The following is a 14,688-nucleotide window of genomic DNA, read 5'->3' on the forward strand; positions in this document are numbered from 1 at the left end:
AACTGTTGCAGTCAGGTTGCATTCAAGTTTCGAACCAAGTTCAGCCGACCGTACGTGAAACATGCCAGACCCCGCCATGGGTCAACGGTGACGGCACCTAAAAAGTGTACGGATAAATCTGTCACTAGCTGTAAAGCAGCCGCATCGCCAATCTGTGGCTAGATGAGCGCCCGTTTTCTACCCATAACAACAAGGCACGCTCCATGATGTCCTCACGCGAAAACACCGGAATGATCCTCGGACTGATCGGGGTGGTGATCTTCAGCCTGACGCTGCCCATGACCCGCATCGTGGTGCAGGAAGTTCATCCGCTGCTCAACGGTTTAGGCCGTGCATTGCTGGCGGCCATTCCTGCTGCAGCGCTGTTGTTGTGGAAACGGGAGAAGTGGCCAACCTGGCCGCAGTTCAGAGCCTTGATGGTGGTGGCGCTGGGGGTGATCGTCGGCTTCCCGGTGCTGTCGGCCTGGGCAATGAAAACCCTGCCCGCGTCCCACGGAGCATTGGTCAACGGCCTACAGCCTTTGCTGGTAGCGCTTTACGCCGCGTGGCTGTCTCACGAACGTCCGTCCAAAGCCTTCTGGGCCTGCGCCGCCTTGGGCAGCGCGTTGGTGCTGGGTTATGCGCTGATCAGCGGTGCCGGAAATATTCAAGCAGGAGACATCTGGATGTTCGCCGCCATCGCGCTGGGCGGTCTGGGCTATGCCGAGGGCGGTCGACTGGCGAAGCAGATGGGTGGCTGGCAGGTGATTTGCTGGGCGCTGGTGCTGTCGAGTCCGATCCTGCTGGGGCCGGTGATCTATCTCGCTTCCCAGCACCAAGGGCCGATTTCGACAGGTGCCTGGTGGGCATTCGGTTACGTGTCGATCTTCTCGCAATTCATTGGCTTTTTTGCCTGGTACGCCGGCCTGGCCATGGGCGGCATTGCGCGGGTGAGTCAGATCCAGCTGGTGCAGATCTTCTTCACCATGGCCTTTTCAGCGCTGTTCTTTGGTGAGCACATCGACCCGATAACCTGGCTATTCGCGGCAGGCGTGATTGTCACTGTGATGCTGGGGCGCAAAACTGCCGTCATCGCGCCCAAGCCGGTCAGTACCTCGCTTTAGATCAGCGCATCCGCACGGAGCAGCGTTTCCAGGCACTGATCCTGAATCCCGTAAAAGGTCTTCAGTTCCTGAATTTTCGCCAGCAACTCAGCGGGATCACCGGGCGTGGCGCGCTTGACCGCCAGAATCATCTTGTTCTTGTTGGTGTGCTCCAGCGAGATGAACTCGAACACCTTGGTCTCGTAGCCACAAGCCTCCAGCAGCAACGCGCGCAACGCGTCGGTGACCATCTCGGCCTGCTGGCCCATGTGCAGACCGTATTGCAGCATCGGCCGTAACAACGTCGGACTCTGGATTTGCAAGCGGATCTGTTTGTGGCAGCACGGCGAGCACATGATGATCGATGCGCCTGAGCGGATGCCGGTGTGGATCGCGTAGTCGGTGGCGATGTCGCACGCGTGCAGCGCGATCATCACGTCCAGCTCGCTGGGCGCCACCGAACGCACGTCGCCATGCTTGAACACAAGGCCCGGATGCTCCAGATGTGCAGCCGCGTTGTTGCACAACGTGACCATGTCTTCTCGCAGTTCGACGCCGGTCACTTCCCCCTGTGCCTGCAAGGTGTTGCGTAGGTAATCGTGAATCGCGAAGGTCAGGTAGCCCTTCCCGGAACCGAAGTCGGCGACGGTAACGGGTTGGTCGAGCTTGATCGGCGAAGTCGTCAGGGCGTGGGAAAACACTTCGATGAACTTGTTGATCTGCTTCCACTTACGCGACATGGCCGGGATCAGTTCGTGCTGCTTGTTGGTCACGCCCAGATCGGTGAGGAACGGCCGGGTCAGCTCCAGATACCGCTTCTTCTCGCGATCGTGCTCAGCCGACGGGGCCTCTCGTTGTTGCTGGGCCTTATTGCGAAATAGCGTGCTTTTGCCCTTTTTGCTGAACTCCAACTGCACTTCGTCGGTGAGTGAGAGCAAGTGGGCGTTCTTGAAGGACTCGGGCAGCAAGCCGGCGATCAATGCCTGCGCCTCGGCAAGCGGGTAGTTTTTGGTGATGTCCCGCGTCTTGTAGCGGTAAACGAAGGACAGACAAGGCTGATCCTTGACCGTCAGCGGCTTGATGATCACCCGTTGCAGTTCAGCCTCGGTCCCGACGTATTTGGCCAGCACCAGCTTGATCAGCGAGTTTTGCGTCAGGCAGGTATCGAGCAGGCTCAGAAACTGAGCACGGTGATCCGGCGCGGGCTGGGCGTTGGGTGCAGTGACGGACATCGGGTGGAGCCTCGGAAGCTGAAAATGCGAGGACGGTATTTTAGGCGGGTTGTGCAGACACGGTAGATTTAATTACAAAGAACACCGCTTTCTCTGTAGGAGCGAACTTGTTCGCGAGGCGACATACCTGACAGGCCGGGATAACCGCCTCGCCAACAAGTTGGCTCCTACAGGGGAGCGCATCAATCCAGAACAATCAACCGATTGGGCAACTCATTGCGCCCTTGCGTCACCGGCACGTGTTCGCTGAGCAACTGCCCGCATGCATGTATGCAGCCGAGAAACCCTTCCAGCGTCTTGCCGTCCCTGACGTGCTGCGTGAAGACGTCCACCATCGCCCGCCAGACCAGGTCATCCACGCGATGGGAGATGCCGTGATCCACGAGAATTTCGACATACCGCTCCGCTTCACTGACGAAAATCAGTATCCCGGTGCCGCCCACGGTCTTGTGCAGGTTCTGCTCCAGAAACTGACGACGCGCCAGATTGCCTGCGCGCCAGTGCCGAACGTGCTCTGGCACCAGACGACTGGTCACCGCTGGCAAGCGGCAAATCAACGCGACCACGATGAACGTGCCGATTTGCGCCATCAGCAACTGATTGGCATCCAGCCAGTCGGTGAACAGATTGATTGGCCCCGGCAGCAGCAATGCCACCACGCCAGCCCAGATCAGCGGCACGTAAGCGTAATCGTCCGCCGATGCCGCCAATACCGTCACCAGTTCAGCGTCGGTAGTGCGCTCTACCCGATCAATCGCCTGAGTGACTTGTCGTTGTTCTTCTTCATTAAGTAGCGACATGCTGTGCAAATCCCTGTTGAGCGATCAATTACCAACTGCCAGACGCGCCACCGCCACCAAAACTGCCACCGCCGCCGCTGAATCCACCGCCGCCTGAACCGCCACCGCCGCCCCGCGAACCCAAGCTGCCCAAAATGGCACCGGTCAACAAACCGCCGCCGCCAGAACCGCCTCGCCCGCCACGACCGCCCCTCATGTTGAGGAAGATGAAAATCACCAGAATGATCAGAAAGGCCAGGCTCTGGAACATAGAGCTTGAAGATTCAGAACTGCCCGTGGCCCCTGCAGCCGGTTCGGCGAGCGGATCACCGCCCAGCACCTGCACCATGGCTTCGGCGCCTTTGGTGATTCCACCGACGAAATCCCCCTGCTTGAAGGCCGGGGTGATGATCTGGTTGATGATCACCGAGGACTGCGCGTCAGTCAGGCGTTCCTCCAGGCCATAGCCAACCTCGAGGCGCACCTTGCGGTCGTCCTTGGCGACAATCAACAACGCGCCGTTGTCCTTGTCCTTCTGCCCTATCCCCCAATGTCGTCCCAGCTGATAGCCGTAATCCTCGATGCTGGTGCCCTGGAGATTGGGCACCGTGACCACCACAACCTGCTCGGTAGTCAGTTGCTGATGAGCCTTGAGCATCTGTGACAGATGTTCTTCGCTCGCGGCATCGAGCATGTCAGCAGTGTCGACCACTTGCCCGGTCAGCGCCGGGAAGGTCAGTGCCGCCTGCGCGGGCAAAGCAACACCGACCGCGCATACCCACAAAGCGGTGAACTGCATGACCCGTCGCAGCGCGCGCATCAGAATTTCACTTGCGGGGCTTTGTCCGCATCGGCGGCAGTGGCTTCAAAGTTCGGACGGATCGGCAAATCGCTGTACATCACGGTGTGCCAGAGGCGACCCGGGAAAGTGCGAATTTCGGTGTTGTAACGCTCTACCGACGCAATGAAGTCCTTGCGCGAGACGGCAATGCGGTTTTCCGTGCCTTCAAGCTGGGACTGCAAGGCCAGGAAGTTCTGATTGGACTTGAGGTCCGGATAACGCTCCGATACCACCATCAGACGGCTCAAGGCACCCGTCAGCTGACCTTGCGCATCCTGAAACTGCTTGAGCTTGGCCGGGTCGTTGAGCGTCGAAGCATCGACTTGAATCGACGTTGCTTTGGCCCGCGCTTCAATCACCGCCGTCAGCGTGTCTTGCTCTTGCTTGGCGTAGCCCTTGACGGTTTCCACCAGGTTGGGAATCAGGTCAGCGCGGCGCTGATACTGGTTCTGCACCTGTGCCCATGCGGCCTTCACCTGCTCGTCGTAGGTCGGAATGTTGTTGATGCCGCAACCTGAGAGAAAGGCGCTCATCACCATCAACAGCATCAGTGACAATTTGTAACGATGACCCCGGAACTGCTCACAGCGTTGGAATTGCATGGCTTTGTCGCTCCCTTTCGGTGATAGAGGTGTCTTCCTGCCTGATATGACTTTAGCCAAATCAGACGATCCCCGGCATAATCTCGCCCCAACACGCTGTCAGGGTGCTGGATTGCTACGCCGCAATCAGATAAAACTCGCTGCGCTACAGATACCCTTTCGGCATCAAGAGTTCAGCGACTGCATCGTCCTGATGACAATAAAAGCCGAAGGTTTGAAACCCGAACATAATGGCCGCCCGGTATTACGCGTGAGTTGCCGGACAACGCCTTGAGAAATCATTCATGAATAAGCTGTGTTTACTGGGTCTTTTCATCGGTCTGGCGAGTCAATCCGTGCTCGCCGCCAGCACTGAAACAAGCAATGTTTCCAAGTCGCAGGCTAAAAACGCCTTCATCTCCAATCTGATGAAGCAGATGACCCTCGATGAAAAAATCGGGCAGCTGCGCCTCATCAGTATTGGCCCGGAAATGCCCAAAGCGGCCATTCTCAAGGAAATCGCCGCAGGCCGAATCGGCGGCACCTTCAACTCCGTCGTACTTCCCGACAACCGTGCCATGCAAGACGCCGCTGTGACTCACAGCCGCATGAAGATCCCGATGTTCTTCGCCTTCGACGTGGTTCACGGCCACCGCACCATTTTCCCGATCAGCCTGGCCCTTGCGGCCAGCTGGGACATGGACGCCATTACCCAGACCGGCCGGATTTCGGCGATTGAAGCTGCCGCCGACGGTCTGGACATGACCTTCGCGCCAATGGTCGACATCACCCGCGACGCCCGCTGGGGCCGCAGTTCCGAAGGGTTCGGTGAAGACACCTATCTGGTGTCGCGCATCTCCAGCACCATCACTCGCGCTTTCCAGGGCAGCAGCACCCAGGCGCCGGACAGCATTATGGCGGCCGTCAAACACTTCGCCCTGTATGGCGCCGTTGAAGGCGGTCGCGATTACAACACGGTGGACATGAGCCCGACGCGCATGCGCCAGGATTATCTGCCGCCCTATCGCGCCTCAATCGACGCGGGAGCCGGCGGTGTGATGGTCGCGCTGAACTCGATCAACGGCGTGCCCGCCACCGCCAACGCCTGGCTGTTGCAGGACGTACTGCGCAAGGAGTGGGGCTTCAAGGGCGTGACGATCAGTGACCATGGCGCGATCAAGGAATTGATCGACCACGGCATCGCCAAAGACTTCCGCGAAGCGGCGAAGCTGGCGATCAAGGCTGGCGTCGACCTGAGCATGAACGACAAGGCCTATGGCGAAGAATTGCCAGACCTGGTGAAGACTGGCGAAGTCTCGATCAAGGAAGTCGATAGCGCAGTACGTGAAGTGCTGGGGGCGAAATGGGAGATGGGCCTGTTCGCCAGCCCGTTCCTGCGCATCGGCGACGCGGCCAATGACCCCACTGATCGCAACGCCGAAAGTCGCCTGCACCGTGACGCCGCTCGCGACGTCGCGCGCAAAAGTATCGTGCTGCTGAAAAATACCAACGACACCCTGCCGCTCAAGAAGCAAGGCACCATCGCCGTTATCGGTCCGTTGGCCAAAAGCTCGATGGACATGATGGGCAGCTGGTCGGCAGCAGGCCTGGCGCGTCAAACCGTCAGCGCTTACGACGGTCTGGCCAACGCGGTGGGCGACAAGGCGAAGCTGGTATTCGCGGTCGGCGCCAACATTACCGATAACCAGGAAGCGATCAATTATCTGAATAACATGGACGACAAGATCGGCGTCGATCCGCGTCCTGCTCAGGAAATGATCGATGAAGCCGTGAAAGTCGCGCAGCAATCCGACGTGATCGTTGCGGTGGTGGGCGAGTCGCGCAACATGTCCCACGAAGCCGCCAGCCGAGTGGACATCGTCATTCCCGGTCGCCAGCGCGAGCTGATCAAAGCGCTCAAAGCCACGGGCAAACCGTTGGTGCTGGTGTTGATGAACGGCCGCCCGTTGGCGCTTGGTCAGGAAAACGAGCTGGCTGACGCGATGGTCGAAAGCTGGTTCCTGGGCACCGAAGGCGGCAACGCGCTGGCGGATGTGCTGTTCGGCGATTACAACCCGTCGGGCAAGCTGGCGATGACTTTCCCTCGCTCCGTCGGTCAGGTGCCTTCGTACTACAACCACCTGAACACAGGTCGTCCGTATCGTGTCAACGACTCGAACTACACCTCAAACTACTTCGAAGAGCCAACCGGTCCACTGTTCCCCTTCGGCTACGGCCTGAGCTACACCCAGTTCAGCGTGTCGGACATCGCGCTGTCCAACAGCACAATGACGCGCAAAGACAAACTGACCGCTACAGTGACCGTCAAAAACACCGGCAAAGCCGCCGGCGCCACGGTGGTTCAGCTGTATCTGCGTGACATCGCGGCATCGATCAGCCGTCCAGTGAAGGAGCTTAAGAACTTCGAAAAAGTCATGCTCCAGCCCGGGGAAGAGAAGGTCGTGACCTTTACCCTGAACGAAGAAGATCTGAAGTTCTTCAACCCGTCGCTGAAATACGCCGCCGAAGCAGGGGATTTCAAAGTGATGATCGGGCTTGATTCGGTGGATGTGAAAGAGGCGAGCTTCAAGTTGTTGTAAGCGCCTCGCTCGCTTTTCTGTAGGAGCCAACTTGTTGGCGAGGCGAACAATGCGGTTCTCCTGACACACCGCCTCGTCTGTAGGAGACAACTTGTTGGCGAGACCAGCAATACGTTTTTGCTGACACACCGCCTCGCGAACAAGTTCGCTCCTACAGGTCAATCGTCGACAGGTCATTTCTATGCCGCGCACCGCCCGCCTCTTTCTGTATGCAGCGCTGATCCTCGCGGGCGCCGTGATCGCGGCGAGCCTGGCGATGGATCAGGCGCGACGGCATGCGCTGGAAGACGACGCCAATCGCGCCCGCGATCAACTGTCCCTCTACGGCAACACCCTGCAAACCCTGATCGAACGTTACCGCGCCCTCCCCGCCGTACTCGCGCTGGACCCGCAACTGCGTGCTGCATTGAGCGGCCCGGTCAGTGCCGACACCACCCAGGCGCTGAACCTCAAGCTTGAACAGATTAACGGCGCGGCCCAATCCTCGACCCTCGAACTGCTTGATCGCACCGGGTTGGCGGTGGGCGCCAGCAATTGGCGTTTGCCCAGCAGCTATGTCGGTCACAACTACGGCTTTCGTCCGTACTTCCAGCAAACCCAGGCCCAAGGCACGGGCCGTTTTTATGCGGTTGGCGTGACCAGCGGCATACCGGGTTATTTCCTGTCCAGCGCCGTGCGCGACGAACAAGGCCGTTTCCTGGGCGCGATGGTGGTCAAGCTTGAGTTTCCGGACCTGGAACACAATTGGGCCCAAGGCGAGGATCTGTTGCTGGTGAGCGACGCCAAAGGCATCGTCTTCATCGCCAACCAGCCGGGCTGGCGGTATCGATCGTTACGGGTATTGAGCGAGGAAGACCGCGAGCAATTGAATGCGACGCGCCAGTACGACAAACAACAACTCACCCTCCTGGAACAGCAGCCGCTGCACACCTTCGCCGACAACAGCCATTTGAGCCGTGTGCAAGGGCCCAATGGCAGCGCCGACTATCTCTGGCAATCACTGCCGCTGGCGCCCGAAGGCTGGACGCTGCACCTGCTGCGCAAACCGCAACTGGCTGCCGAGGACACGCGTAATGCTGCACTGGCCGCAGCGGGCGTCTGGCTGACGTTGGTGTTTCTCGGACTGTTTCTTTATCAACGCTGGCGACTGGCAAGGCTGCGTCAACGCAGCCGTGAGGATCTGGAGCAATTGGTGCAAGAACGCACCCGAGACTTGCGCACCGCTCAGGATGGCCTCGTGCAATCCACCAAACTGGCGGCGCTGGGGCAGATGTCCGCCGCGCTGGCCCACGAAATCAATCAGCCGCTGACTGCGCAACGCATGCAACTGGCGACCCTGCGTCTGCTGCTGGACCATGGCCGCGTCGATGACGCTTACAACGCGCTCAAGCTGCTTGATCAACAACTAACCCGCATGGCCGCGCTCACCGGGCACCTGAAAACCTTCGCCCGCAAAAGCCCAAGTGGGCTGCGCGAGCGCCTCGACCTCGCCGCAGTGGTCGATCAGGCGCTGTTGCTGATGGATGCTCGATTGCGTGATGAACGGGTCAGTTGCGTGCTGAACCTGACGCGCCCGGCCTGGGTTCGCGGCGATGCCATTCGCCTGGAGCAGGTACTGATCAACCTGCTGCGCAATGCGCTGGACGCCATGAGCGACAAACCGCTCAAGCGTCTAGAGATCCGCATCGACGCGCTGGAAGACAAGTGGCGTCTAAGCGTCATCGACAGCGGCGGCGGGATTGACGAGGCGCATCTGGGCAATGTGTTCGATCCTTTCTTCACCACCAAACCGGTGGGCGACGGTCTTGGGCTGGGTCTTGCGGTGTCCTACGCCATCGTCCATGAGCTTGGCGGTCGTCTGAGCGTCAGCAATTTCGTCCAAAGCCCTGATGTCCAAGGCGCGGGCGCGGAATTTTCCTTTTGCCTGCCCAATGCGTCGGAGATTCAAACCACATGCTGAATTCGGTGATCGTGGTCGATGACGAAGCGCCCATTCGCGAAGCGGTGGAGCAATGGCTGACGTTGTCTGGTTTCAGCGTGCAGGTGTTTAGCCGCGCTGAGGACTGTCTGGCACATTTGCCAGAGCATTTCCCGGGCGTCGTGCTGAGTGACGTGCGCATGCCGGGCATGGGCGGCCTGGCGTTATTGACGCAGCTGCAATCGCTGGACGCTGATCTGCCCGTGATTCTGCTGACCGGCCACGGCGACGTCCCGATGGCAGTGGATGCCATGCGCGACGGTGCTTACGACTTTCTGGAAAAACCCTTCACCCCCGAAACGCTGATGAGCAGCCTTCGGCGCGCCCTCGAGAAGCGTTCTCTGGTGCTTGAAAATCGGCGTCTGCATGAGCGCGCTGACGCCAAGACCCGACTGGACGCGACGCTCATCGGTTTGTCGGCAGGCATGCAGACGCTGCGCCGCCAAGTACTGGATCTGGCGCCGTTGCCGGTCAATGTGGTCATCCGCGGCGAAACCGGCAGCGGCAAGGAAATGGTCGCGCGCTGCCTGCATGACTTTGGTCCACGGGCGGGTAAACCGTTCGTGGCGCTCAACTGTGCGGCGATCCCTGAGCAGCTGTTCGAGGCCGAGCTGTTTGGGCACGAGAGTGGCGCGTTTACCGGCGCGCAAGGCAAACGCATCGGCAAGCTGGAATACGCCCATGGCGGCACGTTGTTTCTCGATGAAATCGAAAGCATGCCGCTGGCGCAGCAAGTGAAGCTGCTGCGGGTGATTCAGGACCGCCGCTTGGAGCGGCTGGGTTCGAACCAGAGTATCGCTGTGGATTTGAGGATCATCGCAGCCACCAAACCGGATCTGCTGGAAGAAGCCCGCGCGGGGCGTTTTCGTGAAGATCTGGCGTATCGCCTGAACGTTGCCGAGCTGCGTCTGCCACCGGTGCGTGAACGTCGTGAGGACATTCCATCGCTGTTCAGCCATTTTGCGCAGGCGGCGGCGCAACGCCTGGGCCGCGGTGCGCCGGTGCTCAGTGGCGGGCAACTGAGTCATCTACTCAGCCACGATTGGCCGGGCAACGTCCGTGAGTTGGCCAATGCTGCGGAACGCCAAGTTCTGGGGCTGGACAATCCTGCCTCAAACGATGCACCTGTCGGTCAATCGCTTGCGGATCAGCAAGAGTCATTCGAGGCCCACTGCCTACGTTCTGCGCTGACCCGGCACAAGGGCGACATCAAGGCAGTGCTCAACGAACTTCAGCTGCCCCGGCGCACGCTCAACGAAAAGATGCAGCGCCATGGGTTGCTGCGAGAGATGTTCCTGAATTGACCGCTGAATTCCGTAGGAGCCAACTTGTTGGCGAGGCTTGATGCCGGGTATTGCGGGATGTCAGGCAAGCAGTCTCGCGAATGAATCGCTCCCACAGGATTCTGCATCAGCGGAAAACCGCTCACAACTTATCGTCCATTAAGCGGATTCCCGCTCATAAATCCGCGCCACCCCTTCTAGATCAGCCCTCTCCCCGCTGGCACAGCTCCTGCTATCAGTTAAGCCAGACCGCATTTGCGATCCCTCTAAAAACAATGAATAGCAGGAACCTCATGGACATCCCCAACTCTCTGTCAACAGGGTCGGCTGCCACGCCGGTCGCTGAAAAAACCACCAAAAGCCGTCTGAAATCCATATTCAGCGGTTCGGTCGGCAACATGGTCGAGTGGTACGACTGGTACGTCTACGCCGCCTTCTCCCTCTACTTCGCCAAAGTCTTCTTCCCCAAGGGCGACACCACCGCACAACTGCTCAATACCGCTGCGATCTTTGCCGTTGGCTTCCTGATGCGCCCGATCGGCGGGTGGCTGATGGGGCTTTACGCCGACCGCAAGGGGCGCAAGGCCGCGTTGATGGCCTCGGTGCTGTTGATGTGCTTCGGTTCGCTGATCATCGCCCTTACCCCCGGTTACGAAACCATTGGCGTCGGTGCGCCCATCCTGCTGGTCTTCGCCCGCTTGCTTCAAGGCCTGTCGGTAGGCGGCGAGTACGGCACGTCCGCCACTTATCTCAGCGAAATGGCAACTAAAGAACGTCGCGGCTTCTTCTCCAGCTTTCAGTACGTGACGCTGATTTCCGGACAGCTCATCGCGCTGGCCGTGCTGATCGTGCTTCAGCAAACGCTGACCACCGAACAGCTGACCTCATGGGGCTGGCGTATCCCGTTCGCTATTGGCGCGCTGTGTGCGGTGGTCGCGTTGTTCCTGCGTCGCGGCATGGAAGAAACCGAGTCTTTCACGCGCAAGAAGGACAAACCCAAAGAAAGCCTGATGCGCACGCTGATGCGTCATCCCAAAGAGCTGATGACCGTGGTCGGCCTGACCATGGGCGGTACGCTGGCGTTCTACACCTACACCACGTACATGCAGAAATACCTAGTGAACACCGTCGGCATGAGCATCACCGACTCCACCAGCATCTCGGCGGCCACGCTGTTCCTGTTCATGCTGCTGCAACCGGTAGTGGGCGCGCTGTCGGATAAAGTCGGACGTCGGCCGATACTGATCGCGTTCGGGGTGTTGGGCACGTTATGCACAGTGCCAATCCTGACCACGCTGCACACGGTACAAAGCTGGTGGGGGGCGTTCTTCCTGATCATGGCGGCGTTGATCATCGTCAGTGGCTACACCTCGATCAACGCAGTGGTGAAGGCAGAGCTGTTTCCCACCGAAATTCGTGCACTGGGGGTTGGGCTGCCTTACGCGCTGACTGTTTCAATCTTCGGCGGCACGGCTGAATACATTGCGCTGTGGTTCAAAAGCATCGGCATGGAAACGGGCTATTACTGGTATGTCACCGCCTGCATCGCCTGTTCGCTGCTGGTTTACGTGTTCATGAAGGACACCCGCAAGCACTCGCGCATCGAAACGGACTGACCCAAAAGGCCAATGCTGGCGCAAAATCGAGGGCAGCCACGCCAGTGAACTGTCCTTTTTTCGCTGCCATGGCAGGTAAGTGACTGAATTGATAACCGGTTTTTGCAGTATCAATTTCAACGATGATCGCTACTAATGCGATTGACTTTTTAATAGTCCAGAGCCGAGTAAAGTTAGCTCCATACCGAGTTACAACTAACTAATCGATCTGGAGCAACTACCATGAAAACTAACAAACTGATCTTCGGCCTGGCGTTCTCGATTCTTGCCAGTAGCGCTTTCGCACTTCCAAGTGTTGAAGCTACTCAACAAACCCACGCAGCGATTGTTGCTGAAAACGGCTCTTCCCACACTAACATCGGCCGTGTTGCCGCTGATGGCGCTGACCGTGTAGGCGCAAACCGCGTTGCGGCTGATGGTGCCGACCGCGTTGGTGCAAATCGCGTCGCTGCTGATGGTGCCGACCGCGTTGGTGCAAATCGCGTCGCTGCTGATGGTGCCGACCGCGTTGGTGCAAATCGTGTTGCCGCTGATGGTGCCGACCGTGTTGGTGCAAATCGTGTTGCGGCTGATGGTGCTGACCGTGTTGGTGCAAATCGTGTTGCGGCTGATGGTGCGGACCGCGTTGGTGCAAATCGTCTGAGCTGATTAATAACTGGCTCTTCTCCAGCCCGGCTTTTGCCGGGCTTAATTTTGCCTGCAAGAAACTCCTCCTACAGCCCGAAAACTAAGGGTTCACGCTAAATTTTCCCGCCGCTGACGCAAGATTTTTCCTACTCAGCATTCGGAAAATACTCAGAATGACGGCCCCGAAAAAACTTAGAATCACAAAATAACTAATCAGTCAATAGACTTATTTAACGAGGTAAGGCAAAAACGCCCCAACCTGGAACAAAATCGGCTGGAGCGCTTTAAAACCGGGCGGTGTAGCCAACTATCATTTTCAACGATGTTCGCTAGCAACCTTGTTAACTTCTACCTAATACCTGCGCGCGTAGACTTAGCTCCATACCGAGTTAACAAATTATTTAACTTTGCTGGAGCAAACATCATGAAAACTAACAAACTGATTTTCGGCCTTACTCTTTCAATTCTGGCATCGAGCGCTTTCGCTCTGCCAGCAACTGACACTCACTCTGTTCTGAACGCAACCGTCGTTGCTGAAGGCGGTTCTTCCCACACTAACGCTTCGCACACCGGCTCTTATCGTCAGGCTTCTGATGGCGCCGACCACATTGGTGCTAACCGTCTGGCTGCTGACGGCGCTGACCGCGTAGGCAACAATCGTCAAGCCGCTGATGGCGCCGACCACATCGGTGCAAACCGTCTGGCTGCTGACGGCGCTGACCGCGTAGGCAACAATCGTCAAGCTGCTGATGGCGCTGATCACATTGGGGCTAACCGTCTGGCTGCTGACGGCGCTGACCGCGTAGGCAACAATCGTCAAGCTGCTGATGGCGCTGACCACATCGGTGCAAACCGTCTGGCTGCTGATGGCGCAGACCGTGTTGGTAACAACCGCGTCAGCTAATACCCGCTCCAATTTGCGTTCCCCACTAGCCCGGCTTTTGCCGGGCTTGATCGTTTCTGAGCCACGGATTTCTGCGCAACGTTCTGACGGCAGACAGCCGACAGCTCTGGAATCCGTCGCCAATGCCTTGCACTATGACGACCTTCATTCTTCCAGACCGTCGTTATCAGCTTTTTCAGGAAACGCGCCATGTCAGACGATATCCATTTCTACGAACCCGCCAACGGCCATGGCCTCCCCCATGATCCTTTCAATGCCATCGTCGGTCCGCGCCCTATTGGCTGGATCTCGTCCCACGATGCTCAGGGCAAGCTGAATCTTGCGCCCTACAGCTTTTTCAACGCCTTCAACTACATCCCGCCCATCATTGGGTTTTGCAGCATCGGGCGCAAAGACAGCCTGAATAACATCGAGCAGACCGGAGAGTTTGTCTGGAACCTGGCCACGCGCCCGCTGGCCGAGCAGATGAACCAAAGCTGCGCGGCTGTTGCTCCTGACGTAAACGAATTTGAATTGTCCGGGCTGACCGCCGAGCCCTCACGCATTGTCTCGGTGCCACGGGTGAAGGAAACGCCAGTGGCGTTTGAATGCAAGGTCACGCAGATCATTCAGTTGCAACGCGCTGATAAAGAAGTGGTGCCGAGCTGGCTGATCATGGGGGAAGTGGTGGCGGTCCACATCGCCAAGCGCTTGCTCAAGGATGGGATTTACGACACCGCCGCCGGTGAGCCGATCCTGCGCGGCGGCGGCCCGGCTGATTATTTCCAGCTGGGCCCGGAATCGCTGTTCAAAATGTATCGCCCCAAAGCCTGATCAGTCCTGTGCGAACATCAATTCGCCTTCAGGCGTCACGTCGATCAGCCGTTCCAGTTCCTGGACTGCGGCTTGATCGGCGTCCAGTGCGGTTTTGAATTTCTGATCTTGCAGGACACGGTGAAAAGTCGGTGCGCCGCCAGCGCCAAGGCCTTTGACCGCTATTGCAGCGCTGTAGCCGTCTTCACCGGGGGACGCCGCAGAAACGGCTTCGAAATGCTGGAATTCTTTGCGTGCCATCGATTTGGGCCCTGCTTAAAGTGAAAGCGGGGATTCTAAACTGGCTCAGTCTGTAGGAGCGAACTTGTTCGCGAGACGGCTGCGCGGGGTAACACCGAAAAAAAGGCTCGCC

13 protein-coding genes are annotated in these 14,688 nt (G+C 58.4%); 8 read left to right on the top strand and 5 right to left on the bottom strand.

Annotated features, from left to right (window positions below):
• Nucleotides 1-206 precede the first annotated feature (206 nt).
• Nucleotides 207-1,103, top strand: coding sequence for a DMT family transporter (locus ACWKWM_RS06270; protein WP_483845376.1), 897 nt, complete (start codon nucleotides 207-209; stop codon nucleotides 1,101-1,103).
• On the opposite strand, the gene ACWKWM_RS06275 is transcribed toward ACWKWM_RS06270, so the two are convergent.
• The 4 genes from ACWKWM_RS06275 to ACWKWM_RS06290 all read right to left on the bottom strand — a co-directional run bounded on the left by ACWKWM_RS06275 (nucleotide 1,100) and on the right by ACWKWM_RS06290 (nucleotide 4,482).
• On the bottom strand, nucleotides 1,100-2,314 hold the full coding sequence (locus ACWKWM_RS06275) for a class I SAM-dependent methyltransferase (protein WP_483845286.1): 1,215 nt from the start codon (nucleotides 2,312-2,314) through the stop codon (nucleotides 1,100-1,102). The two genes, ACWKWM_RS06270 and ACWKWM_RS06275, sit on opposite strands and share 4 nt — an antisense overlap.
• A gap of 182 nt (nucleotides 2,315-2,496) precedes the next feature.
• Nucleotides 2,497-3,114 carry a TPM domain-containing protein gene (locus ACWKWM_RS06280; RefSeq protein ID WP_483845287.1) on the bottom strand — a complete coding sequence of 206 codons (618 nt, stop codon included), beginning with the start codon at nucleotides 3,112-3,114 and terminating at the stop codon, nucleotides 2,497-2,499.
• Between the two features lie 28 nt (nucleotides 3,115-3,142).
• Complete coding sequence (locus tag ACWKWM_RS06285; protein WP_483845288.1) at nucleotides 3,143-3,913, bottom strand: TPM domain-containing protein; 771 nt, start codon at nucleotides 3,911-3,913, stop codon at nucleotides 3,143-3,145.
• On the bottom strand, nucleotides 3,913-4,482 hold the full coding sequence (locus ACWKWM_RS06290) for a LemA family protein (RefSeq protein WP_483845377.1): 570 nt from the start codon (nucleotides 4,480-4,482) through the stop codon (nucleotides 3,913-3,915). The genes ACWKWM_RS06285 and ACWKWM_RS06290 overlap by 1 nt, the downstream gene beginning before the upstream one ends.
• 338 nt (nucleotides 4,483-4,820) lie before the next feature.
• On the opposite strand from ACWKWM_RS06290, the gene bglX reads away from it, so the two are divergent.
• From bglX to ACWKWM_RS06325, 7 genes are all read left to right on the top strand, one after another.
• Nucleotides 4,821-7,115 carry a beta-glucosidase BglX gene (bglX, locus tag ACWKWM_RS06295; RefSeq protein WP_483845289.1) on the top strand — a complete coding sequence of 765 codons (2,295 nt, stop codon included), beginning with the start codon at nucleotides 4,821-4,823 and terminating at the stop codon, nucleotides 7,113-7,115.
• A 181-nt stretch (nucleotides 7,116-7,296) separates the two neighbouring features.
• Nucleotides 7,297-9,075 (top strand): ATP-binding protein, encoded by a 1,779-nt coding sequence (locus tag ACWKWM_RS06300; RefSeq protein WP_483845290.1) that lies wholly within the window; start codon nucleotides 7,297-7,299, stop codon nucleotides 9,073-9,075.
• Nucleotides 9,069-10,397, top strand: coding sequence for a sigma-54-dependent transcriptional regulator (locus ACWKWM_RS06305; RefSeq protein WP_483845291.1), 1,329 nt, complete (start codon nucleotides 9,069-9,071; stop codon nucleotides 10,395-10,397). The genes ACWKWM_RS06300 and ACWKWM_RS06305 overlap by 7 nt, the downstream gene beginning before the upstream one ends.
• Nucleotides 10,398-10,669: 272 nt before the next feature.
• On the top strand, nucleotides 10,670-11,992 hold the full coding sequence (locus ACWKWM_RS06310) for an MFS transporter (RefSeq protein WP_483845292.1): 1,323 nt from the start codon (nucleotides 10,670-10,672) through the stop codon (nucleotides 11,990-11,992).
• A 222-nt stretch (nucleotides 11,993-12,214) separates the two neighbouring features.
• Nucleotides 12,215-12,640 carry a hypothetical protein gene (locus ACWKWM_RS06315; protein ID WP_483845293.1) on the top strand — a complete coding sequence of 142 codons (426 nt, stop codon included), beginning with the start codon at nucleotides 12,215-12,217 and terminating at the stop codon, nucleotides 12,638-12,640.
• A 403-nt stretch (nucleotides 12,641-13,043) separates the two neighbouring features.
• Entirely contained in the window at nucleotides 13,044-13,523 is a 480-nt protein-coding gene (locus ACWKWM_RS06320; RefSeq protein WP_483845294.1) for a hypothetical protein, read from the top strand.
• 189 nt (nucleotides 13,524-13,712) lie between these two features.
• Entirely contained in the window at nucleotides 13,713-14,336 is a 624-nt protein-coding gene (locus tag ACWKWM_RS06325) for a flavin reductase family protein (protein WP_483845295.1), read from the top strand.
• On the opposite strand, the gene ACWKWM_RS06330 is transcribed toward ACWKWM_RS06325, so the two are convergent.
• Entirely contained in the window at nucleotides 14,337-14,576 is a 240-nt protein-coding gene (locus ACWKWM_RS06330) for a hypothetical protein (protein WP_483845296.1), read from the bottom strand. It abuts the gene before it with no gap.
• Nucleotides 14,577-14,688 lie beyond the last annotated feature (112 nt).

The organism is Pseudomonas rosaeacicularis (genome assembly GCF_057128745.1).

Coding starts and splice junctions, on each gene's coding strand:
- ACWKWM_RS06290 (WP_483845377.1), bottom strand. CDS start 4,482: ATGCTGTTGATGGTGATGAGCGCCTTTCTCTCAGGTTGCGGCATCAAC.
- ACWKWM_RS06305 (WP_483845291.1), top strand. CDS start 9,069: ATGCTGAATTCGGTGATCGTGGTCGATGACGAAGCGCCCATTCGCGAA.
- ACWKWM_RS06300 (WP_483845290.1), top strand. CDS start 7,297: ATGCCGCGCACCGCCCGCCTCTTTCTGTATGCAGCGCTGATCCTCGCG.
- ACWKWM_RS06275 (WP_483845286.1), bottom strand. CDS start 2,314: ATGTCCGTCACTGCACCCAACGCCCAGCCCGCGCCGGATCACCGTGCT.
- ACWKWM_RS06270 (WP_483845376.1), top strand. CDS start 207: ATGTCCTCACGCGAAAACACCGGAATGATCCTCGGACTGATCGGGGTG.
- bglX (WP_483845289.1), top strand. CDS start 4,821: ATGAATAAGCTGTGTTTACTGGGTCTTTTCATCGGTCTGGCGAGTCAA.
- ACWKWM_RS06310 (WP_483845292.1), top strand. CDS start 10,670: ATGGACATCCCCAACTCTCTGTCAACAGGGTCGGCTGCCACGCCGGTC.
- ACWKWM_RS06330 (WP_483845296.1), bottom strand. CDS start 14,576: ATGGCACGCAAAGAATTCCAGCATTTCGAAGCCGTTTCTGCGGCGTCC.
- ACWKWM_RS06315 (WP_483845293.1), top strand. CDS start 12,215: ATGAAAACTAACAAACTGATCTTCGGCCTGGCGTTCTCGATTCTTGCC.
- ACWKWM_RS06320 (WP_483845294.1), top strand. CDS start 13,044: ATGAAAACTAACAAACTGATTTTCGGCCTTACTCTTTCAATTCTGGCA.
- ACWKWM_RS06325 (WP_483845295.1), top strand. CDS start 13,713: ATGTCAGACGATATCCATTTCTACGAACCCGCCAACGGCCATGGCCTC.
- ACWKWM_RS06280 (WP_483845287.1), bottom strand. CDS start 3,114: ATGTCGCTACTTAATGAAGAAGAACAACGACAAGTCACTCAGGCGATT.
- ACWKWM_RS06285 (WP_483845288.1), bottom strand. CDS start 3,913: ATGCGCGCGCTGCGACGGGTCATGCAGTTCACCGCTTTGTGGGTATGC.